The following is a 20479-nucleotide window of genomic DNA, read 5'->3' as shown; positions in this document are numbered from 1 at the left end:
AGTTGGCCACGACCAGAAGCATAGTGCTGGGTATTACCGCAGTTCGATGTACCACTTGTCATCGATGCGGATCAGGTCCAAATGATTGTCGTCGAAGAATTCCTTGAATTCATCGTTGACATCATCGCCGGTGACTTCGGCTGCGCCTTCGGCTTCATCGATCGACGATGAGCTCACGACCAGGTCTTGCTCTTTGTAGGGCTCCATCAAGGACTTCATGCGAGTCATGATCAAGATGCACCCGGCATGGTCTTCGGTGCCCTCCACGAAGGCTCCCTCTGAGGACGCCATGAGCTCGCAGGCTTCCTCCGTTTTTCCATCCATGATGCGACTCATCGCTTCCTGAGCGGTTTGCGCCGGATTATCTTGTGGATCCGAACAACCGGACAGTGCTAGTACGGCCGCACCGGACGCGATGAGCGACAGCGACTTCTTCAACTTCAGGCTCATGGGATTTCCACCTCGACTTTCAGCGCCTTTTCCACAGTGAACGCCTTCTGCTTCTTGTTGCTGCTATAGTTCTCGTCAGCATGCCGGTAAGTCACGACACCGGAAGGCTGGAAGGAAACGTCAGCCTTTTTCAGATTTGCTGGCACCTCGAAAACTGCTCGATCACTAATCGCTTCAGGCTGCGCTGCGATGCTTTGCTTGCCTACCTTCGCTGTCCAGGATTTTGGCCAATCCACCGAGGCATCCGAAGAGTAGTAGCCCTCATCGAGCACCATGTCATCGACCTGCAGAACGAGCCATGCCTTACCTTCTGGCGCCCACCCAGCGGTCGTCTCAAACGGAGTCAGATACGCGGATCCAACCGATCCACCAAAAGTTAGCTCAGTGGGCTCGCCGTTTTCACCAGCAGCCTTCTGGCTCACGATCTCTTCGGTTTGGGTACCCCACGCGGCAGACACTTGCTGGCGCAGGCGTTCGCGCTCATAAGCCACGGAGGAAACCTCCGAAGAAACTTGCCCGGTACCCAGGGCAACAGTTTGGTCCTTCCCGTCAGTGGTGCCCACCAACGACGGAGCTGCGCTGTCTTCCGACGAGACCACCAGAAGGTAGTCTTTTCCATCCAGGGCCTGACACGGGACGGAGCTGCAGGAAATCGTGGCGGTTTTCGATTCGTTTGTTCCAAAGGAAACTGAAGTCAATGAACCAGCAACGTTAAGACGCTGCGATCCTGATTTGATCGACAGTGAAAGGCCAGCATCTTTGGCTCCTTCCGGCTGGGACCACCCGGTGTCGAGTTTCGGCCCGAGCTCGTCAGGCGAGCCTACGGAGATCTTGTACATCGACAAGCTTTGGTCTTCGGCAGGACGATAAAACTCCTGGCTACCTCCCGAGGACGACTCGGACGAAGCGTCATTGCCCTGCAGTTTGCTGAGCACTTCGCCAGGAATCAGCTCATTTGTCGCTTTTTGGGCTACGCTCACATTCGCTGCCGGCGCTTTCAGGAAGGAACGCTTCTCCAAGTCCTCGAAATTCAATGGAGAACTCACCGAGTCCAATGGCATGACCACTGCGAAGTTCTTCTGAGTTGCTTGAGGGCCTGCTGGTTGAGCAACGCTTCCGATGTCTGCTGGCTTTTTGCCGTCGGGACGGAAAAGCTCCCCGGCAGGGTTGGCTGCCGCTTCGCTGACCTGCGGGTCGCTGAGAATCTTTTTACTATCAGAGTCGATTTTGGTTTCGAAGCTTATAGGAAAATAGTTGCCCTCATGTCCAAGGATTTTCACAGGGCCACAATGCACAACGGAAGTAATGTCCTCCCCGTTCTTCTCATAGAAGCATCGGGAGTCATCACTGCTGCTTAGCGAGTCGGCCGGTGCGTTAGCAACGGTCTCAGTAAAAAGCTGGTCAGCTTCCTCCAAGAATTCACCCGCGTTACCCACCTTTTCCCCTTGGAGGGTCACAGATGATGAGCATCCAGCCAAGGCCAGAGCTAGGACTGCGCCAGCAGCGGCAACACTTATTTTTCTTAGGTTCATTCGAATACTTTCCTTTCGTGCATAGTGATGATCTTTTCCGGACTGGTTTATTTGATGAGGCGCTAAATAGTACTTTCACCTGCAGGTGAGATAGGTCAGACACATCAAGCTACAGGCATGCGCCAGCAATGCGTTGTTAGACGATCTACTTCATCTGTTTATTGAGATCGCGTTTTCACCTCGCCAGGCTTAGAGAAGCATGATTATGCTTTCTTTTCCTGCCGTTTTCACATGTTCCGCCTTTTCATGATCATCGTTTCCCTTTTTCAATACTTGCTGACATTTCAGCTTCAACACTTGATAGGTACAGAGTGTGATCGCTTTTTCGCGCCTAAGCTCAATGGTTTTTGTCGCACCTGCAGGGCGATATCCATGAAAGGGCGCAGTGGACTGTTCGTCAGGAGCATCTGGTGAGATCTCCCCATAGATATGACACACAGGTGACCGCACTATCCAATAATTTAGATCCTCACATCATGTCAGGTCGTAGTATCGGTTGAACTAGGTCAATGGGGTGATTCATTGGCTCTTGCTTCACTACGTCGATACTTCGCTTCTGCACATGGAGATGCTGACTTTTAGAGACAAATTGTCTATATGAAGCAGCTGCAAAAACGGTTAGAAATTGGATTTTAGATGAACAAGAAATTTGTTTACCGGGAATACGGCACGCCCGATGTTCTTCAGGTTGAGATTGAGTCTCTGCGCGTTCCCCAGAAGAGGGAGGTTCTTGTCGTCAACGAACTTATTGGCGTTAACCCGATTGATTGGAAGATGATCTCGGGTGCTTTCAGATCCCAAGAATCTCGGCCTCCGAATGGTGTGCCCGGTTGGGCAAGCGTCGGTACTGTCGAAGCCGTCGGATCCGAGGTTTCTCATCTACATATCGGACAGAAGGTAGTAGTGGGCAGCCGCGCGGGAGGCTACCGAGAACGACAGATTGTTCATGGCCGCTTCGTGGTGCCGCTTCCTTCGTCACTGACGGTTGAGCAGGCAGCCGGATTACCTTCATCAGCAGTTGCAGGTTACTCAATAATTCACCAGTTGGGAATTACTTCTGGTGACACTTTGATGATTCACGGTGCTGCTGGAAGCGTGGGCGCTTCGGCGGCCCAGATTGCTATAGGCAGGGGTGCGACTGTCATCGGGTCAGCTTCTACCCATAATCACGAATACCTCCGCTCGCTTGGGGTGGTGCCTGTCGAGTATGGTCCTGAAGTTGTCAATGCTGTGAAGTCGATTGCGGCAGTATCTGCCATTGCTGATGCAATCGGGGGGAAAGAGCCAGCTGAAGCTACTCATCAGTTACTCGGACATTGTTCAAGAGCGGTCACCGTCTGGGGTACTAAATACTCGCAGGCTGCAGGTATTCCTGGACTTCAACATCCAGAAGACGAATTGGAACGTGTTGTTGAGCTTGCATCCCAGGGAATGCTAAAAGTTCGAATAGCTGCCGAATATGCTTTCGATGACGCTGTACAAGCGCTGAAAGCGAACATGACGTTACATTCGCCAGGGAAGATTCTTTTACGTGTCTGATTGATCAGCGATCTTGAACCTTAAACGCCTCTTGATCAATTATTTCCGTGGTCTCTACAGGACTGCGCATTTCCATACATAAGCACCCTGCCGAATTACTATAGGAGTATGACCCGACAGCAGAGCCTTCGACAACCTCCATTGCACGAAGGTAATCCCCCTGTTTCTGGCTCCTCATTCCCGGTTCCTGAAACAGCCGTACCCAATTCGGTCGAATTGTCGATTGGAGAAATGGTATCCCGCACTGGAATCAGCGAACGCCTCCTTCGGTATTACGAAGATAAAGGGTTGCTCCACCCAGAACGTACGACCCGTGGGCATCGGCTGTACATTTCGTCTGATATCCCACGGGCTAATCTGATTCGTTTCCTTATTCGGGGAGGGTTCCAGACAAATCAGATTCGGTTCTTGTTTGATTGCATCGCTCAACACATCAATGTCAGGGATCTCTGTGGTGAACTGCTCGGAGATCTTCAAAATGAAGTGAACCGGATTGATAGTGAGATTCGGGACCTCATGAGCACCCGTGATTACATCGCGTCCTTGTTAAGCGGTCCCGAATCCAACTAGTTCAATACTGATCGTACGTTTGCATCTGCAGCAATTAATTCAAGCCCTCCATCAATTACGAAGGTTTGCCCGGTGACGTATCCTGCCGCGGGGGAAGTCAGGAACGTAATCAGTTGTGCTACGTCTTTGGGATCACCTGGTCGGGGGATTGGTAGCACTGGCCGGGAAACCGTGTAGGCGGTGTAATTCGGATCTGAGCTGTTCATGGGGGTTGCTGTTTCTCCGGGAGCTACAGCGTTCGCCGTGATGCCATACTCCCCCAATTCAAGTGCCATGCTCTGAGTCAGCATGCCTAGTCCAGCTTTTGCCACGCAGTAGCTACTACCGCCAGTAATCGGTATACGCTGGTGGACACTGGTGACATTGATAATTCGTCCTGGAATTCCTTCTTCGACCATGGCTTTGGCAGTCCTTTGTGCGATGACGAAGGGACTGGTGAGATTGACGTCCAGAAGCCGATTCCACGATGTGATGCTTTCTGTGAGGAAAGATTCTCTGCGATTAATTCCAGCGTTGTTTACTAAGACATCAACGGGTCCATGCTGACCTAGGATCGAATCGATGCACTTCTTGGTTTGTTCTGGTTCATCAAGTTGAATCTGTTCAGTTTCTGCCCATACCCCGTACTGCGTCCTGATTTCGGCAGCTGTTTGTTCAGCAGCATTGTGGTTTTTCCCGTAGCCAACAATGACTCTGTGCCCCGATTGGGCCAAGGACAGTGCTGCTTGACGCCCAATTCCCGAGCTTGCTCCTGTGACTAGTGCGAGCGGTTTCATTGGGTTCTCCTGTTTTCTGTGGGGAGGGATGTGGGGATTGTCTTCACTTCGAGGTCATTTCTGGGTTCATGGAAATAACTAGCCTCATGATGGGGCGACTGTCGATGTGCCTGCTCTGCGTTGCCACCATATGGTTCATGAGTTCAACTGCTGGTTGAAGATCAAGGCTGTGTGAGATCAGTGGCGCTACGTCTGGAATGATTCCTGTCAGATCAGTTGCAGCTTGGGCTAGGGCGTTGCTGGTAACGCCCCGATTGCCGGTGAAGGCTACTTTTGCGTTTTCGGATTCGTGAATCGTGCGATTAGGGGGCCAAGGGCCACCCGTATTTGCTGCCCTGATTCCTGTGAGGTCCACGCCTGGGAAGTGTCTCGATTGATCTTGCGGTGCGACTCCGCCGATGACATGCACTGCCAGCAAGTGCACTCCAGCTGCTTTTGCAATCAGGTCTATGGATTCAGGTGTGCGATCCCGGTGGGTAGCAATAAGACATCCAATTGGCTCGTCGGCCAAGCTGTTGTTGAATTCATCTGTTGAGAAGCTCTGAACTTTTGTACCATCCCAGGTGTTTTCGCTCCATTTTTTTCCTTGTTCCGTGGAATGCACTAGAACAACATGCGACCAGCGGTCGCTCATTGATGCGCGGCATGCAGCAAGGTTTCCGATAAGACCATCGCCAATAATCACGAGCTGTTCAGCTTTGGATAATTGGAGACAAGCCAGCGCATAATCGACCACTGCCAATGGCTCAATGAGGGTTGCTATGTCTGAGCTAAGTTCGTCTTCAATTGGCACCACCATTCCGGATTCAACTGCTCGGCGTGGAATGACAACTCGTTGCTGGAATAGCCCGTCGATGTTATGCCCGAGTAGAAAGGATGGATCATTTGGGTTGGTTGGGTTTAGCGTTACACGCTGCCCAAGTGTGAATCCATTAACTTCATTAGCCCCATCAATTATTCGACAGGCTCCTTCATGCCCGAGGATAGGTGAGGGGTCATTTCGAATGCCTCTTAGCATCTGGTGGTCGGTGCCACACAAACTGACGGATTCTGGGGCTAATACTAGATCTCCTGGTTCGATGATTGGATACTGTTTTTCGACAATGGTGCTGGAACCTGAATGTCTCACTATCGCTTTGTATGGGCCCTTATCTGGCATGTGTGAGTGTCCTTGATTTCTTGATGAGTAGGTAGCCTTGCGCGAGTAGTTGTGCGCCCTGTAAATTGCTGACGGGGTTCTCAGCGCTGAGAGTTCGAAAACCTTGTTCCCAGATTCTGGGATCGAGTGAGGCATAGCCAGCGTCCTGAGACAGGTGCCGTCTTAGTGCTTGATCGTAATGTTCGCTCAGTGCCTCGGGGACACCTCCGCCGATACCGATGAGTCCCACTTCCGGTTTTACAGTCCAGACAGTTCGGAGTAGTTCAGCGATCGGCGCGGTGACTGTATCCAACAGCTTTTGCGCTTTGTCATTGCGCTGGTTAAGTGCATCGACGAATCCTTCGGGTGTGAAGTCAGGCATGTTGAGCGCCTCTGCACTTCTCCTAATTCCGGGCCCTGAGCTGACGGAAGCTATATGGTCTTCACCGCCGCACTCACAGGTAAGGCCTTGGACTGTTCTTGTATCTCGATGCAAGGGTAATCGTAGGTGCCCTACTTCCCCTTGTGTTCCTGAAGAATCAACAACGATGGTGCCAGATTCTAGATTGGCAATTCGAAGTGCGATTCCCGAACTCACGGTAAGGAAACCAATGTGTCTGGTCTCCGAATTTCCATAGTTTTTAGCGAAGTGGGCCAGTGAGCAAGAAACATCATTGAATACTGACCAGTTGAGATCAGGTCGTTCTCGTTCCAGAGCCTGAAGCAGGTCGTGGGGTGGTGTCCAGTTCCCCCAGAGAGGACCCGAGCCCAGAATCCTATTCTCGACATCATCAGTTGCTGCCCCTAGCGAGATTGCTACAGTGCCGGCGGATGGTGCAGCATCAAGGATTTTTTCCACTAATCGCCTGTATAGCTCGGGTGACGGAGTCGTTGGTTTGTTGAGTTTACTGGGACTCGGAGTTTTCTGTTGGATTCCGTTGTCCAGTACTCGAAACCAAGTTCCTCCGATGTCCATTGCTACGTCACGCGGCTGTGTCATTGGACCTGCACCGAGTCTTTGCGAGGTATGTTCCAAGAAATCGCATCGAGGTTGATGCTTTCTATTTGAAGTTGGCGGTAATCCTGAATTGATTGCTCGCTTCTACCAACCAGCGTGCCGATGCTGATGACGCGAGAACCTGCAGCTAAGGCTGCGTCGACTCCGACTTGTGCATCTTCGAAGACAACGCAATCTTTCGGGGAGAAGCCAAGCAACTGTGCTGCAAGTAGGTATCCGTCCGGTGCGGGTTTACCGTGTTCTACGTCCTCTGCAGCAACGAGCACTTGTGGCCGGGGCAATTTTGCGGCATCAAGCCGTGCGAGAGCAACGCTTTTCGGAGCTGCCGTCACGACAGCCCATGATTCGGGTGGAAGTACCTTCAACAATTGGTGTGCACCAGCGATGGAATCGAGCTGGCCTGGATTGTTTTGTTTGCGTTCTAGCCAATGAAGGTCGGTTTCGATCTCGTCATCAGCAATATTGAGCGATCGCAGGATTTCATTTGCCCTCCTTCCTGGAAGTAATGCAAGGACGTTGTCTACCGACAGGGAATGCTTGTTAGCAATTGTTGTCCATGCGGAAGCAATTTCCTGGTGGGAATCTACTAGAGTTCCGTCAAGGTCGAATAATAGACCTTTAGCTGTCCATGAGCGGGTAATAGTCATGATGCCTGAATTGATTGAGTGTGGTGGAAGATATTGTTCGGATCCCATCTACGTTTGGCTCGCTGTAAACGGGGATAGTTCTTTCCGTAGTAGATCTCTCCAGCGCTGAGCCCGGATGTATTCCAGCGCGTATCAGAGAGATCTGAGTTGGGATAGTTAATGTAGCTGCCGGCAGTGTTTTTGTCGTAAGTAGGTGCGCCCTCGGGAAAGAGACCGTGGTAGGTATTCCTTAGCCAGTCGATATTGGCGGTGTCGTCTGTCTCGGACTTCCAGAAAGTTTGGACCAGGAACTTCATGGTGCTGTTGCGTTGGTATACGGCGGTTGCGTCGTTTTCAATTTCGGCGATGGCGCCACCGAGCGCCGCAATATCCATTCCGGCGGAGACGGAACCCGGAATGGAGGTTGTCATTGCCTTGTAGAGGTGTGCGGTCTGGTCGGGTGATAACCCTCGGATAAGGTTCGCTGATCCTTGCTTTCCTCGACGGTTGGGGTCATGGTTCTCGCCGCTGGCTGTACCGATAAGCCTGACAGCGTTCATCCATGGCATTTGTTCCCAACTCACGTAGTCGTCTCGCGTATCGCGGTGCAGAGCACGGGCTAGGTCCTCGACGAGTTGCCTAGCTATAGGAATTGCTGACTCGGAGGCTACCTGCATAACCATTCCAAGCCCACCATGGTCACGATGACGAACGATCAACCATGGAAAGATGAGGTTGGTTGTCTTGTCAGAAACTTTATGGGTGATGCACCATTCAGCGAAGACTCCTATAAAGGCATCGAATTGTTCTTCAGTAACACCGTCCCAGGGCCAACTGCAATTAACCAGGTGCACAGTTGCAGGCGGTGATGGGAGACCCTTTGTGGTTCCTTCACTGTGAAAGTCGAATCGCGTGACTACTCCGAAATTTCCTCCTCCGCCACCGGTGTGTGCCCAAAACAAGTCAGCTTGGTCGCGTTCCGATTCTTTTGTCACGTAGTCGAGGGAGGCTTTTCCTTGGCGATCGACGGTCACTACTTCTACTCCAATGAGATGATCGACGGTCAACCCGTGGGCACGTGAAAGCAAGCCGTATCCTCCGCCCGTGATGTGACCTCCTGCGCCCACTGAGTAACACACACCCCCGGGGAGGGTGGCGCCGTGATCGCGGAAAAGCGAATCATAAACGTTCAATAGTCGCGCTCCAGCTCCGACACCGTAACTCTGCCGGTCAGAGTTGAACCCGACGTGGTTGAGCGCGCCAACGTGAATAACGGATTGAACATCCTTAGGTAGAGAAAATTCTTCGAAGCAATGGCCGCCGCTGATAATGCTCAAACGTTCGTGGGAGTCGATAATTTGCTGGACTGCTGCCACTGTTTCTTGCCCCGTGCGGGGTGCGAATACTCGTTGAGGCGTTGCCCGGATTCGGCGGTTATAGACAGCAACCATGGAATCGTATTGTGGGTCTTGGTCACGTTTGATAATGGGAACGTTGACGCTAGCCGCCACTAAATTTCGTTGTGCTTGCTGCGCTGAGGCTCCTGACGCGGGGAGCGACGAAGCAAAACTCGCTCCAAGAAGCCCAGCGACAACCCCCCGTCGAGAAATTCCGTAGTCTTCTCTTTCAGCGGTCGAGGCTCGTCCGCCTCCAATTTGTTTCATAAGCTGATTTTCTCCGCCATTAAGCTAGCCAGAGATTCTTTGAGTGCTCGGATGAGAGAGCTGGCACGGTGGTCGTTGTTTCCGATATCAAGTAGTCTGTTCGGGGTGTATGACAGTGCGATTCTGGCCGCCGGCCACGCAAAATGAGCCGACCCTCCTCCACCATCGTGACCAAACATGTCGCCGTCGAGGCCTTCACGAGGTTGACTACGTCGACGGAATCCGCCATAGCCATAAGCAAAAGGGAAACCTAAAGCTTCGTCTTTCTCACGAAATTTAAGGTCAATGGCCTTGGCTACTGACTGCGGGGCAGCAACGACTCCCTCGGTGCCATTTTTTCCGTGGAGATCGTCGATGAGCGTCGAATAAAGCTTCGCAATGGAGCGTGCTGTGCCTGCACCATTTGCTGCAGGGATATACGAGTCTCGGCGTTCTGGCCGGTTCCACTGGTTCTCACCTTGAGTAAAAGGGATGGGGTTTGCCCAAATATCACGAACAAGCGCGCTTTCGTGAAAATTAAGAACGTCGTACTGGCGAGCGAACTCATCGTCATGATGCACGCTGGCAAGATCTTGGACAGCGTTGGAACCCCACCCGAACTCTAGTCCAAGAGGGTTCGCAATCCTCTCCCTAAAAATCTCTCTTGCTTCCAAACCTGTAGTACGAACGCACAATTCGTCAAGGATCCATCCGAGGGTGAATGGGCCATAGATCAGTTGTGGAGATTTGGTAATTGGTTCTTGCGCGATCAGCTTCGCCATTGCCCGCGGATCATTGATGTCATTTTGTCCAAGGACTTGCTGCCGGATAGCGGGTACTCCGGCAGCGTAGGTGGCGAAATCGCTCACTGTGACGTGGGACTTCCCAAGAGAAGAGAATTCTGGCCAGTAGTGACAGACCGGTTTATCGAGATCTAAGATTCGCTGGTCGCACAACCATAAAAGAACAGAGGAAAGGATACCTTTGCTGCCGGAGAAGATTACCGTGCTAGTGTTCCGGTTCCAGGGGCGTTCGGTAGCAGCATCTGCAATTCCGCCCCATAAATCTACGACTGGTTGGCCATGGTGATAAACGGCGAAGGCTGCACCAATCTCCACACTGGCCAGGTTCACATCGAATTGTTCACGTACGCTCTCATAACCAGGTGCGACGTAACCATGGGATTCCATGGGTTCTCCTTAGTTTGTTTCCGAAAGAACAGAAGACTGAATGAACCTTGCTCCGGCGCGGACATCGTCAATACCGATATCGTTGACGAAGAGATGGCCGCCCAATCCCCGTGTCAGCGGGATTCGCTGCAATCCATCTCGATGTTTCGTGATGTCGTCTACTGCTGTCATCATGAGTTGTTCGTCGTTAAGGGTTTCTGACCACGGATCAATACCGATGCCCTTGATCGCGTCGAGTACTCGGTGCGCTTGGTCCTTACTCATCAGTCCTCGGTGGAAGGAAATTCCTGTTGTGAGCGCCATGTCGATGGCAACGGCCTCGCCATGAAGTAGTTCAGGAAGCACATGCATTTCCAGTGTGGGTCCAAAGGTATGGCCATAATCGACGCATCGTTCGAGGTTGGATTCCCAGAGATTCGGTTGCAATTCTTCGAGCATGAGCTGAATTGATTCATTCATGAGATGATCTGCAATGTCGGCATGTTCGGGGTTCGAGAAGACTTCAGAAACGCCTATGAGGTTAGCCTGCTCAATGACTTTGAACAGCTCAGAGGATTTTACGAGAGCTACTTTGAGTATCTCTGCCATTCCGTTGGAGAGATGCCTTTCGGGGACTGTCCGAAGAAATGTTGAATCGAGCAAAGCAACACTGGGCTGAGCATAGGTGCCGATCCGATTTTTCCCTCCCCCGTGGTTCACACCTGTTTTGACTCCAACGCCGGCATCTACCAGCCCAATGAGAGTAGTCGGAATCCTGACATATGGTGTACCGCGTCGATATATGCTTGCCGCAAATCCAACAATGTCGCATAGCACGCCACCGCCAATGACAATTACAGGTTCACGTCGGCGATCAATACCAAAAGTAGCCATCGCTTCAAGTATTGTCTCAACAGTTGCAGCGTGCTTAGTGGTTTCGTTTGAATCAATAGTCTCCACAACAATGTAGATACCGTGGGTTGCAAAGTAGTCATGGATTTCTGAGCCGTAGATTCCGTAAACAACCGAATCAATGACCACGAGTCGGCGATTCGAGCGTCGGCCGACTACTTCTAGGCCGCCGGTGTTGAGCAACGTTTCGGCAAGAAACGGATCTTCAAGATTAAACAACGAGCGGTGCGTGTGGACTTCATAGGTCACAGGATTGGATGCAGACACTCTCCAACTATTTTCGCTGAGCCGAAATAGACCTTCAGTCATGATTTCCAAAATTTTGTCCTTTTGAGGGTTGTTTCGGCAGACATTTCAATTTTCTGCTGATTGACGTAATGGAAGATTTAGCGAAGCGGGGTTTTGATGCTCGTCGTCTTCCGAAAAAACATGAAGACTGCAAATGCGGCGCACACTGCCAGCCCCCCGGGGATCGCTGCGACGATGGGCAAACCACTTATTGGACTGCCACTATTGATGTAACTGCCGCCAAGTACTCCAGCGAGTGCGATGCCGATATTGAAAGCCGAGCTGTTAACAGCGAGAGCCAAATTGGGTGAGACATCGCTAGATGATTGAGCGATCCATGTATTAAGCGCTGGGAAAGTCGAGAAATATGCTAGTCCCAATAGGACTATCAGCATGACGGTGAGGTAACCGTTGGATGGGAATATGCCAAGAAACAGGAGCGCGATAAATGTCGCAGTGACTGTACCGACGAGTGCGTAAACGAGATTTCTGTTGGCAATCATGCCGCCGAGGCTGTTCCCTAGGATGCATCCGATGCCGTAGGCAAGCATGATCCAAGTAATTGACCAAGAGGGGAACAGGACACTTGTTGTTAGGAACGGGGCAATGTATACCACTAATGTCAGTGCGGCCATTGCAGCCAGGGCCGTGGTGATGACTCCCAGCAAAATCTGAGGTCGGCGTAGTGAATCTAGACTGCTAGCCCGTGCTACAGGTTCAGTTTGTGGCTCTTCTCTGGGAAACGCTCGCAGTATCACAGCAAGACTAAATGCTGTGAGTATTGCAATGAGCAAGAAGGCCCATCTCCAGTCAAACGCTTGGCTGATTGCCACGCCGATCGGAACGCCAAGGACTGTAGCCACTGAGAGGCCTAAAGTTATTCTTGCTGCAGCAGATGCTTGTCGATCTTTCGGCGCTAAGCGCATCGACGTCGTCATGAAAACAACCATGATCGTGGTGTGGACCAGACCTCCCAAGATGCGGGAGATCAACATCGTCGAATAGTTTGGACTCACCGCCGCTACAAGTGCACCCACCAGATACAGGCACAAAGAACCAATGAGTACCCGACGCGAGCTCAGATGGTTCACAAAGAGGGTCAGAATTGGTCCGGCAACAACAACAGTCCCGGCATATGCTGTCACAAGTATTCCAGCTGTTCCGGCTGAAACATCAAATGATGCGCTTAGCTCGGGAAGGATACCTGCAATGACATTTTCGCTCGTACCGAGAGCGAAAGCTCCCGCGATGAAGGCGAACGAGAGCAGTGCACCATTCCTAGACGATATCGACCTATCAGCCGCAACAATGTTTGACATGATGCTGAGGCTATTTCCTCACACCATGTGAGGTGATAACTCAATGTCGAAACGGTAAAGAAATATTACATATCGTGACAGGTATTACAACGACCACACTGCTTGATAATACTCAGAGAAATCCTCAAAGGCGAGGCTACAAGAAATTAGGTTTGTCTTTGGTGATGTTCCGAAAACCGCGTCGGGCAAGATCGCGCGGACGGATATGAAGAATGCTCACGCGAAACAGGAAGATTCTGTTGGACTCAAGGTGGCCTCGCCGGCGGCTTTGAACTACGGCATCTATTCCAAGTGGAAGGACAACAAAGCCAAGACGACAGTCATCAGGTGGGGGACCCCGACCTGGGGTTGGCGCCATGTCCAGAAGCACAACGTGTCGCTCAGAATGATTCAGAAAACCACCCAGTTTCCCAAGTACCGCACCGTAATTGGAAATACTATTGTCTACCGAACCCCGGCCACTAAATACAAGTGCTGGGTTGTGTGCGTGATTGAGAAAACGATCATGGTTCGTGAAGTCGTCAGCAACAACCGATTGAACGATGGGTATCACAGGGGCGTCATTACAACTTATTGTGAAGGTGTCTCTGTTGGCCCTAACTGGGTCCGAGAAGTCGCGTAGGGAACATGAAAGAATTCACAGACAAAGAGCTGCAGCAACGCATTAATAATTTTCTGCAAAGTTCAGGAACGGCTGATGAGCTAGGCTCAATTACTGCAGAGGTTGACGGTGCTGTGCTCGAAGTCAGGTACTCAGGCACTGGCGAGCGAACTGGAAAGTTCAAGTCACTGGTCAAGATTCCTTCGCAAATCGGTGACGAAATCTGGAACGAGTACGTCGAAGAGAGCACCGACATTGATTACTGGACAGAGTATGCCGTGATAGTTCCTGCCGTGGAAGATTACTGGACTAATGATTTAGATCGGCCGACTGATTCTGATGGATTCACGTTGATGCCCGTTACTTAGTCGTATGGCAGCAGGAAAGTGCGATGCAAATTCCTGCTCTTCAAATGCCCGATCCTACACAGGGGTCGGGCATTTCTACACCGTATTACTTATGACTCAATTATCCACGTACGGTGACCGCTCCACCAACTTTCTATTCTTGGACATTGACGGCGTCGCAACAAAATAGCCACAACTGCCAAGGCACAAGTTTCAGATGCACCTGCGGGCACCGTGCCCTCCGGTTTCCACCAGAGGGCACGGTGCCCGCAGACAATCTATTCACTTACTTCAAAAGCAGTTCAGGACGCACTCCCCGGTTTAGCGGGAAGCGTTCTCCGGGTGATGCTTTTCATGCCAGTGGCGCGCGATGTCCACGCGGCGGGTGACCCAGATGTCCTCATGCGACTTCACGTACTCGAGGAAGCGGCGCAGCGCCGCGGCTCGGCCAGGACGGCCGACCAAGCGGCAATGCAGGCCGATGGACATCATTTTCGGAGCGCCTTCCTGGCCCTCTTGGTACAGGGTGTCGAAGGTGTCCTTGAGGTACGAGAAGAACTGGTCGCCGGAGTTGAAGCCCTGGGCGCTGGCGAAACGCATGTCGTTGGCTTCGAGGGTGTAGGGGATCATCAAGAAGGGCTTGCCTTCGTCGGTGGCGACCCAATACGGCAGGTCGTCAGCGTAGGTATCGGCCGAGTAGAGGAAGCCGCCCTCTTCCTGCACCAGGCGCAGGGTGTTGTCCGAGGGCTTGCCCTGGTAAATGCCATAGGGGCGTTCGCCGGCGACTTCGGTATGCAGGCGCACGGCCTCGCGGATGTGGGTGCGCTCGATTTCCTCGGGAACGTCCTTGTATTCCAGCCAGCGATAGCCGTGGCTGGCGATTTCCCAGCCGGCTTCATTCATCGCCGCGACGGCTTCGGGGTTGCGGGCCATGGCGGTGGTGACACCGTAGACGGTTACCGGCAGCTGCAACTGCGTGAACATGCGGTGCAGGCGCCAGAAACCGGCGCGTGAACCGTACTCGTAGATGGACTCGATGTTCAGGTTTCGTTGGCCCTGCCAGGGCGCAGCCCCGACGATTTCCGAGAGCAGGCATTCCGAGGCGTCATCGCCGTCGAGGATGTTGCTTTCTCCGCCTTCTTCGTAGTTCACCACGAACTGGACGGCGAGCTTTGCACCGCCAGGCCACTGCGGATCCGGAGTATGGCGGCCGTAGCCGATGAGGTCACGGGGGCTGTCCAGGTCGATGACATCCTTCATGGGCGTTAGATTCCTTTCAAACGATGAAACTTTAATTCCGCCAGTCGGAATAGTGCTCTACATCATAGGATATGCCTTCGTCGCCCTGGAGTCTACATTTCGCCCCGCGGAGTCATACGGTGGTACGGGCGATGGTCTGCTCCGGGCTTCAAGCCAGCGGCTGTACCAAGGCGGGATCCCGTCTTGCCGGGGATCCGGCCGCCGGCCTGATGAGCCCTAGCCGCAGTGCCAAGTGAATGCGCAGGCTCATCCCAGTCAGCGCACAGACTGTGCAACTAGAGTCGTAATTACCTCATGAAGGTGCGAGTGATGACAAAAGTTTGGTCCCGATGCTTCGGCATCGGGACCAAACTTTTTTGCGCAGTTTCTAGCTCGCCTCGACCAGCGCACGCGCTAAGGCCATCTGCTGCCGCGAGCGTTCCCCTGCCATGGCAACACCGATGGCAAGCACACCGGTAAACAGAACGCCAACGCCGATATGCACCTGCAAGAAGGCGGCACCGGCGGCCGCTCCGAGCAGGATGAGCGCCACCGCGAGCAACCGCCGCTCCCAGTATTTGCCGCTTCCTCCGCCGAGTGGCGAGTCCGCGGCGAGGCCGGTCAGTGTTGAAGTGACCACCACGGTGGTCACATCCTTAACGGCCAGATGACGTGCGGTTGCGGCCTGCAGGCCCATGGCCCCCGCGATGAATCCAGTCACAGAAAGGGCCGCGCCTGCCGATACCTGGTGGAGGTCGGCAAAGAGCGCTAGAGCGGTCAATACCAGGAAGAGGCCAACCACCGCAATCAATACAGTAGTCCGCTGGCTCCATCCCGCATCTTCTTTTTTCAGCACCCTGCCGGCAATGGCTGCGCCCAATACGAAACCCACGAGCGCCACGGAAGGACCCAGCACAGGAAGCCCATCGGCGCCCATGAGCGCCATGCCGAGAATCACCACATTTCCGGTCATGTTTCCAGTGAAGACCCGGTCCAGGCCCAGATAGCCGACGGCGTCGATAATCCCTGTCGAAAAGGTCAGCACAAGCATCAAGACCAGGTGCATTCTCGCTGGGTCATGGGAGTTGGGAACGTTAGGCATAATTGGTTCATCTTTCACTACGGTCGAATCAGTGCCTAGCGTAGGTCACCGCCTGATGATCCCCTATGCATGTTGCGAACCCGCTTCACATCATCGCTTTCGTTACGAGCATCGAGTTCACTGCGGGCACAAAAAATCCCTGCAACCACAAGGATGCAGGGATCAATTGCAATTGAATTGTTTAGCGGATTGCTTCGGCAATCGGGGTCTGGCCGTCGTAGAAGTTCACCGTCGCGCGGACCGCAGCTCCGGCATCCACCACGTGCGCAATGACTTCTGCGACATTTTCGCGGGAAACCTTGCCGGTCTCCGGGCTGGGCGACTTTCCATCGATGTTGCCGGCGCCGTCGGCAATCAAGATCTTCTTGCTGGCTGGCTCCAAGGTCAGCGCGCCCGGACCAAGAATGGTGTAGTCCAAGCCGGTGCCTCGCAGCACAGCGTCCGCATCGTGCTTTGCCTTCGCGTAGGTGTAGAAGGAATTCTCGGGGTTCAGGTTTTCGACATCCACCAGGGCACGCGAATAGGAGACCATCACATAACGGCTGACGCCGGCCCGTTCGGCGGCTTTCATGGAACGCACGGCGGCCTCGAAGTCCACAGCGCGGGTGCGCTGCGGATTTCCGCCTCCGGCACCTGCGGAAAAGACAATGGCATGGGCACCGCGGAAAGCCTCGGCAAGCTGATCGACATCGGCGCTTTCGATGTCGAGTACTACCGGAGTGGCCCCGATCCCCGAGATTTCCCCGGAGTGTTCCGGGTTGCGGATCACGGAGTCGACAGCGAAACCTCGCTCGGCCAATTTGGGCGCCGCCAGCAAAGCTATCTTCCCGTGGCCGCCTACGAATACAACTCGACGATCTTCAGACATGCGCTACTCCTTCTGATCATTGTTCACATCGCTACAGTCGGCATAACCGCCATCGCCAGCGGGATATTCCATGATCACCAATAAATAGGCTCAAGCTGGCAATCCGCTCCGAATCACTTTTCATTCCAGGCGACCCGGGCGTAATCTTTTGCGCATAGACCCACACCAGACACAGGACAAACGCTCATGAATCAGAAAACATTGACCCTGGAATTGAGCAACGATCAATTTGCCGACCTTGCCAACGCCCTGGAAGACCACCGGGACTACTTCAAGAAACGTGCCGATGAAGCCATGCTCGGCTTCGGGCTGGATACCGGCTATTGGACCTCGCGCTCCCAAGACGTGCAAGAACTACTGGATTTAGTCCTGCACACTGCCCGGCAAGACCACTAGGGTTCTGCCACCCATTCATCCCTGAGCATCGCGTAGGAATAGCTGTCCATCCATTCACCGCTGCGATGCAGGCTATTGGATTTCTCAAAGGCTTCCCTTCGCATGCCCACACGTTCCATCAGCTTGGCCGAGGGTTCGTTGGCCGCGAAACATCCCGCAACGATCCTGCGGAGACCTAATTCTTCAAAGCATAGCTTCATGGCCCGGCGTACCGCTTCAGTCGCATAGCCCTGACCTGTGAATTGCGGGTCAAAGCTCCACCCGAGTTCCGCTTCCACCGCTTGGGTCCGATCCAGAATTTCGCGTTGGCCCCAGGCATCCTTGATGAAGACCATGATCGTTCCAATCAATTGGGACTCGCCACCCGGTCCCCTGATCTCGACTGCGATATCGCGATTGATTTTCCCCGACTCTAGAAATTGCGCGCGAAATGATTCAAAGTCTTGGGGAGCCGAGGTGATCCATTCGGTCACTTCTGGCAATTTGCGGTATTTCCATGTCCTTGCCAAATCGTCTTCGGCCAAGCGGCGCAGGGAAACCCTGTCAGCAGTGGCCGGCCAAGTGACTTGGTCCAGGGAAGCAGTCATAAGCGCATCCTACCGAATCTTCGACAGGAACGTGGGCCAGCCTGGCGTCGCTCATGCACGCCCGAAGCTCAAATAAAGAACTATTTTGATTGCTAATTTTTGCGATGATCGGCCAGATCAAAGGCGAACTGTCGAAAAATTTGTATTATTCGCGAATATTTTGGTGTGGAAATACTACCTAAAGTGACATAGTCAACACCAATAAGATTTGGCTTAATTTGATCAGCTAAGGCTAAGCTAATTACCAGAACATTCACACGCGCAACCAATGAAGGTTGCCATAAGAAAAGGACGTCATGGCCTCCATGAAGCTGCGTGCCACTGCCCTTCTGAGCATTGCTGCACTGTCTCTCACCGCTTGCGGTTCCAACACCGGCACGGCCGCTGACGCAAACGCTGCCGACGCCAAGACAGTGACTTTCACCGACAACGACGGCGAAAAGAGCGTAGCTGTGCCGGCCAAGTCTGTTGTCGCCACCGACAACCGCACCTTCGAGACGCTCGATGCCTGGGGCATCAAGCTCACCGCCGGTGCGGTCTCGCTGATGCCAGACACGATCTCCTACACCAAGGACCAGGAAATCCTCGACCTCGGGAGCCACAAGGAGCCAAACCTGGAATCTGTGGTCACGGTTGATCCGGACCTGATCATCAACGGGCAGCGCTACACGCAATATGCCGAGAAGTTCCAGGAACTGGCCCCCGACGCCACCATCGTTTCGCTGGATCCGCGCGATGGCGAAGCCTTCGATTCCGAGCTGGAACGCCAGGTCACCACCCTGGGCGAAATCTTTGAAAAGCAGGATGAAGCCAAGAAGCTGGTTGACGACTTCCAAGCTGCCGAGCAGCGGGTCAAGGATGCCTACAACAGCGACGACACTGTCATGGGATTGATTGCCTCGGGCGGCGAGCTGGGCTACTCCGCTCCAACCACCGGCCGTACCGTGGGCCCGATGTTCGACTTCCTGGGCTTGACCCCGGCACTGGAGCTGGACGAGTCCTCCACCGATCATGAAGGCGACGATGTCTCGGTTGAGGCCATCGCCAAGTCCAACCCGGACTGGATCATCGTCATGGACCGCGATGCCGCGGTAGGCGCCGACGGGGAGGATTACAAGCCCGCCAAGGATCTGCTGGAGAATTCCGAGGCATTGCAGAATGTGACCGCTGCCAAGGAAGGCCACGTCGTGGTCATGCCGGCGGACACCTACACCAACGAGAGCATCCAGACCTACACCGAATTCCTCAACGAATTCGCCGATGCGCTGGAAGCTGCCAAGTAGCAGCCATGCATTTCCACCAGCTCTAGTGGCGACGCCGGATTCCGGCGTCGCCACTAAAGCTGTTTTCCCACCACACTTTTCCACGGCGGCAACATGACAAGCACCACTGCGCCCGTGCGGACCAAATCCAAGGTCTTCACCGGCAAACTCGCACTAGGAATTCTCGGGGTTCTCCTGCTCCTGGCCCTCTCGCTGTTCACCGGCGTCTACGACATCTTCGGCAAGGACGATGGCGCTCAGATGTTCGCCATCACCCGCATCCCCCGCACCATCGCGCTGGTCCTCGCCGGGGCAGCCATGGCCATGAGCGGATTGGTCATGCAGCTGCTGACCCAGAACCGCTTCGTGGAACCCACCACCACCGGCACCACAGAGTGGGCTGGCCTCGGCTTGTTGACCATGCTGGTGCTCTTCCCCACCGCGGGCCTTCTGGCCAAAATGGGCGTAGCCATCGTCTTTGCCTTTATCGGCACCATGGTCTTTTTCCTGTTCCTGCAGCGCGTGTCCCTCAAGGCCTCGCTGACCGTCCCGATCGTGGGCATCATGCTCGGATCCGTTGTCGGCGCCTTTTCCACGTTCTTCGCGCTGTCCACCGACAAGCTCCAGTCGCTGGGCATCTGGATGGCCGGGTCCTTCACCTCGGTGATCCGCGGCCAATACGAAGTGCTGTGGATTGTCGCCCTGGTCGCCGTGGCCATCTACATCGTGGCCGACCGCTTCACAGTGGCAGGCCTGGGCGAAGAGATCGCCACCAACGTGGGCCTGGACTACCGCCGCGTGATGCTGCTGGGCACCGCGCTGATCGCTGTCGCCACCGGCGTGGTCACCGTGGTGATTGGCAACCTGCCGTTTTTGGGCCTGATCGTGCCGAATATCGTCTCGCTCATCCGCGGCGACGACCTGCGCAGCAATCTGCCCTGGGTGTGCCTGCTGGGCATCGCGATCACCACGCTGTGCGATTTGATCGGGCGCACCATCATCATGCCCTTCGAAGTGCCGGTCTCCCTGATCCTGGGCGTACTCGGCGCGATCGTCTTCATCTTCCTTCTGCTGAGGCAGCGCAAAGTTGGCTAATT

General features: G+C 53.8%; 21 protein-coding genes. 7 read left to right on the top strand and 14 right to left on the bottom strand.

Annotation, left to right across the window (positions count from 1 at the left end; all coding sequences use genetic code 11):
• Positions 1–33 precede the first annotated feature (33 nt).
• Together ACT7DV_RS07235 and ACT7DV_RS07230 are read right to left on the bottom strand one after the other, a co-directional pair.
• Entirely contained in the window at positions 34–450 is a 417-nt protein-coding gene (locus ACT7DV_RS07235; RefSeq protein WP_444661559.1) for a hypothetical protein, read from the bottom strand.
• Positions 447–1982, bottom strand: a complete 1536-nt coding sequence (locus tag ACT7DV_RS07230) for a hypothetical protein (RefSeq protein WP_444661558.1) — start codon at positions 1980–1982, stop codon at positions 447–449. Before ACT7DV_RS07230 ends, ACT7DV_RS07235 begins: the two co-directional genes overlap by 4 nt.
• 636 nt (positions 1983–2618) lie before the next feature.
• On the opposite strand from ACT7DV_RS07230, the gene ACT7DV_RS07225 reads away from it, so the two are divergent.
• Positions 2619–3521 (top strand): alcohol dehydrogenase catalytic domain-containing protein, encoded by a 903-nt coding sequence (locus ACT7DV_RS07225; RefSeq protein ID WP_444661557.1) that lies wholly within the window; start codon positions 2619–2621, stop codon positions 3519–3521.
• Between the two features lie 108 nt (positions 3522–3629).
• On the top strand, positions 3630–4091 hold the full coding sequence (locus ACT7DV_RS07220; protein WP_444661556.1) for a MerR family transcriptional regulator: 462 nt from the start codon (positions 3630–3632) through the stop codon (positions 4089–4091).
• On the opposite strand, the gene ACT7DV_RS07215 is transcribed toward ACT7DV_RS07220, so the two are convergent.
• From ACT7DV_RS07215 to ACT7DV_RS07180, 8 genes are all read right to left on the bottom strand, one after another.
• The gene (locus ACT7DV_RS07215) at positions 4088–4867 is read right to left on the bottom strand and encodes an SDR family oxidoreductase (RefSeq protein WP_444661555.1); all 780 of its coding nucleotides are present in this window, start codon (positions 4865–4867) and stop codon (positions 4088–4090) included. The genes ACT7DV_RS07220 and ACT7DV_RS07215 overlap by 4 nt on opposite strands.
• A gap of 43 nt (positions 4868–4910) precedes the next feature.
• Positions 4911–6026, bottom strand: coding sequence for an alcohol dehydrogenase catalytic domain-containing protein (locus ACT7DV_RS07210; protein WP_444661554.1), 1116 nt, complete (start codon positions 6024–6026; stop codon positions 4911–4913).
• Positions 6016–6981: an ROK family protein gene (locus ACT7DV_RS07205; RefSeq protein ID WP_444664796.1), complete on the bottom strand. Its 966-nt coding sequence runs from the start codon at positions 6979–6981 to the stop codon at positions 6016–6018. The genes ACT7DV_RS07210 and ACT7DV_RS07205 overlap by 11 nt, the downstream gene beginning before the upstream one ends.
• 20 nt (positions 6982–7001) lie before the next feature.
• Entirely contained in the window at positions 7002–7670 is a 669-nt protein-coding gene (locus ACT7DV_RS07200) for an HAD-IA family hydrolase (protein ID WP_444661553.1), read from the bottom strand.
• Entirely contained in the window at positions 7667–9313 is a 1647-nt protein-coding gene (locus tag ACT7DV_RS07195; RefSeq protein ID WP_444661552.1) for a BBE domain-containing protein, read from the bottom strand. The genes ACT7DV_RS07200 and ACT7DV_RS07195 overlap by 4 nt, the downstream gene beginning before the upstream one ends.
• Positions 9310–10482 carry a serine hydrolase domain-containing protein gene (locus tag ACT7DV_RS07190; RefSeq protein WP_444661551.1) on the bottom strand — a complete coding sequence of 391 codons (1173 nt, stop codon included), beginning with the start codon at positions 10480–10482 and terminating at the stop codon, positions 9310–9312. The genes ACT7DV_RS07195 and ACT7DV_RS07190 overlap by 4 nt, the downstream gene beginning before the upstream one ends.
• 9 nt (positions 10483–10491) lie before the next feature.
• Positions 10492–11682, bottom strand: a complete 1191-nt coding sequence (locus tag ACT7DV_RS07185; protein ID WP_444661550.1) for a sedoheptulose 7-phosphate cyclase — start codon at positions 11680–11682, stop codon at positions 10492–10494.
• 77 nt (positions 11683–11759) lie between these two features.
• Complete coding sequence (locus ACT7DV_RS07180) at positions 11760–12980, bottom strand: MFS transporter (RefSeq protein ID WP_444661549.1); 1221 nt, start codon at positions 12978–12980, stop codon at positions 11760–11762.
• Positions 12981–13185: 205 nt separating this feature from the next.
• Between ACT7DV_RS07180 and ACT7DV_RS07175 the strand changes: the two genes are divergently transcribed.
• Both ACT7DV_RS07175 and ACT7DV_RS07170 read left to right on the top strand, forming a co-directional pair.
• A complete protein-coding gene (locus ACT7DV_RS07175) occupies positions 13186–13602 on the top strand; it encodes a hypothetical protein (protein ID WP_444661548.1) in 417 nt (138 codons plus the stop codon).
• 5 nt (positions 13603–13607) lie between these two features.
• Positions 13608–13949: a hypothetical protein gene (locus tag ACT7DV_RS07170; RefSeq protein ID WP_444661547.1), complete on the top strand. Its 342-nt coding sequence runs from the start codon at positions 13608–13610 to the stop codon at positions 13947–13949.
• Between the two features lie 300 nt (positions 13950–14249).
• Here the strand turns inward: ACT7DV_RS07170 and puuE are convergent, their stop codons facing one another.
• The 3 genes from puuE to ACT7DV_RS07155 form a co-directional block, all read right to left on the bottom strand.
• Positions 14250–15188 (bottom strand): allantoinase PuuE, encoded by a 939-nt coding sequence (gene puuE, locus ACT7DV_RS07165; protein WP_444661546.1) that lies wholly within the window; start codon positions 15186–15188, stop codon positions 14250–14252.
• A gap of 367 nt (positions 15189–15555) precedes the next feature.
• Positions 15556–16269, bottom strand: a complete 714-nt coding sequence (locus ACT7DV_RS07160) for a YoaK family protein (RefSeq protein ID WP_444661545.1) — start codon at positions 16267–16269, stop codon at positions 15556–15558.
• 181 nt (positions 16270–16450) lie between these two features.
• Positions 16451–17137, bottom strand: coding sequence for an SDR family oxidoreductase (locus ACT7DV_RS07155; protein ID WP_444661544.1), 687 nt, complete (start codon positions 17135–17137; stop codon positions 16451–16453).
• Between the two features lie 186 nt (positions 17138–17323).
• Between ACT7DV_RS07155 and ACT7DV_RS07150 the strand changes: the two genes are divergently transcribed.
• Positions 17324–17533: a hypothetical protein gene (locus tag ACT7DV_RS07150; protein ID WP_444661543.1), complete on the top strand. Its 210-nt coding sequence runs from the start codon at positions 17324–17326 to the stop codon at positions 17531–17533.
• On the opposite strand, the gene ACT7DV_RS07145 is transcribed toward ACT7DV_RS07150, so the two are convergent.
• Positions 17530–18120 carry a GNAT family N-acetyltransferase gene (locus ACT7DV_RS07145; protein ID WP_444661542.1) on the bottom strand — a complete coding sequence of 197 codons (591 nt, stop codon included), beginning with the start codon at positions 18118–18120 and terminating at the stop codon, positions 17530–17532. The genes ACT7DV_RS07150 and ACT7DV_RS07145 overlap by 4 nt on opposite strands.
• 296 nt (positions 18121–18416) lie before the next feature.
• On the opposite strand from ACT7DV_RS07145, the gene ACT7DV_RS07140 reads away from it, so the two are divergent.
• Positions 18417–19403: a siderophore ABC transporter substrate-binding protein gene (locus ACT7DV_RS07140; RefSeq protein WP_444661541.1), complete on the top strand. Its 987-nt coding sequence runs from the start codon at positions 18417–18419 to the stop codon at positions 19401–19403.
• A 93-nt stretch (positions 19404–19496) separates the two neighbouring features.
• On the top strand, positions 19497–20477 hold the full coding sequence (locus ACT7DV_RS07135) for an ABC transporter permease (RefSeq protein WP_444661540.1): 981 nt from the start codon (positions 19497–19499) through the stop codon (positions 20475–20477).
• The last annotated feature ends 2 nt before the right edge of the window (positions 20478–20479 follow it).

This window comes from Glutamicibacter sp. TV12E (assembly GCF_052441935.1).
In the GTDB taxonomy this organism is placed as follows: domain Bacteria; phylum Actinomycetota; class Actinomycetes; order Actinomycetales; family Micrococcaceae; genus Glutamicibacter.
This window is presented reverse-complemented; position numbering and strand designations above follow the sequence as displayed.

What these genes read in the sequence shown, in the direction of transcription:
- ACT7DV_RS07220 (WP_444661556.1), top strand. Translation starts at nt 3,630, where the DNA reads ATGACCCGACAGCAGAGCCTTCGACAACCTCCATTGCACGAAGGTAAT.
- ACT7DV_RS07195 (WP_444661552.1), bottom strand. Translation starts at nt 9,313, where the DNA reads ATGAAACAAATTGGAGGCGGACGAGCCTCGACCGCTGAAAGAGAAGAC.
- ACT7DV_RS07135 (WP_444661540.1), top strand. Translation starts at nt 19,497, where the DNA reads ATGACAAGCACCACTGCGCCCGTGCGGACCAAATCCAAGGTCTTCACC.
- ACT7DV_RS07155 (WP_444661544.1), bottom strand. Translation starts at nt 17,137, where the DNA reads ATGTCTGAAGATCGTCGAGTTGTATTCGTAGGCGGCCACGGGAAGATA.
- ACT7DV_RS07235 (WP_444661559.1), bottom strand. Translation starts at nt 450, where the DNA reads ATGAGCCTGAAGTTGAAGAAGTCGCTGTCGCTCATCGCGTCCGGTGCG.
- ACT7DV_RS07140 (WP_444661541.1), top strand. Translation starts at nt 18,417, where the DNA reads ATGGCCTCCATGAAGCTGCGTGCCACTGCCCTTCTGAGCATTGCTGCA.
- ACT7DV_RS07170 (WP_444661547.1), top strand. Translation starts at nt 13,608, where the DNA reads ATGAAAGAATTCACAGACAAAGAGCTGCAGCAACGCATTAATAATTTT.
- ACT7DV_RS07230 (WP_444661558.1), bottom strand. Translation starts at nt 1,982, where the DNA reads ATGAACCTAAGAAAAATAAGTGTTGCCGCTGCTGGCGCAGTCCTAGCT.
- ACT7DV_RS07215 (WP_444661555.1), bottom strand. Translation starts at nt 4,867, where the DNA reads ATGAAACCGCTCGCACTAGTCACAGGAGCAAGCTCGGGAATTGGGCGT.
- ACT7DV_RS07200 (WP_444661553.1), bottom strand. Translation starts at nt 7,670, where the DNA reads ATGACTATTACCCGCTCATGGACAGCTAAAGGTCTATTATTCGACCTT.
- puuE (WP_444661546.1), bottom strand. Translation starts at nt 15,188, where the DNA reads ATGAAGGATGTCATCGACCTGGACAGCCCCCGTGACCTCATCGGCTAC.
- ACT7DV_RS07160 (WP_444661545.1), bottom strand. Translation starts at nt 16,269, where the DNA reads ATGCCTAACGTTCCCAACTCCCATGACCCAGCGAGAATGCACCTGGTC.
- ACT7DV_RS07175 (WP_444661548.1), top strand. Translation starts at nt 13,186, where the DNA reads ATGAAGAATGCTCACGCGAAACAGGAAGATTCTGTTGGACTCAAGGTG.
- ACT7DV_RS07205 (WP_444664796.1), bottom strand. Translation starts at nt 6,981, where the DNA reads ATGGACATCGGAGGAACTTGGTTTCGAGTACTGGACAACGGAATCCAA.
- ACT7DV_RS07185 (WP_444661550.1), bottom strand. Translation starts at nt 11,682, where the DNA reads ATGACTGAAGGTCTATTTCGGCTCAGCGAAAATAGTTGGAGAGTGTCT.
- ACT7DV_RS07210 (WP_444661554.1), bottom strand. Translation starts at nt 6,026, where the DNA reads ATGCCAGATAAGGGCCCATACAAAGCGATAGTGAGACATTCAGGTTCC.
- ACT7DV_RS07190 (WP_444661551.1), bottom strand. Translation starts at nt 10,482, where the DNA reads ATGGAATCCCATGGTTACGTCGCACCTGGTTATGAGAGCGTACGTGAA.
- ACT7DV_RS07145 (WP_444661542.1), bottom strand. Translation starts at nt 18,120, where the DNA reads ATGACTGCTTCCCTGGACCAAGTCACTTGGCCGGCCACTGCTGACAGG.
- ACT7DV_RS07150 (WP_444661543.1), top strand. Translation starts at nt 17,324, where the DNA reads ATGAATCAGAAAACATTGACCCTGGAATTGAGCAACGATCAATTTGCC.
- ACT7DV_RS07225 (WP_444661557.1), top strand. Translation starts at nt 2,619, where the DNA reads ATGAACAAGAAATTTGTTTACCGGGAATACGGCACGCCCGATGTTCTT.
- ACT7DV_RS07180 (WP_444661549.1), bottom strand. Translation starts at nt 12,980, where the DNA reads ATGTCAAACATTGTTGCGGCTGATAGGTCGATATCGTCTAGGAATGGT.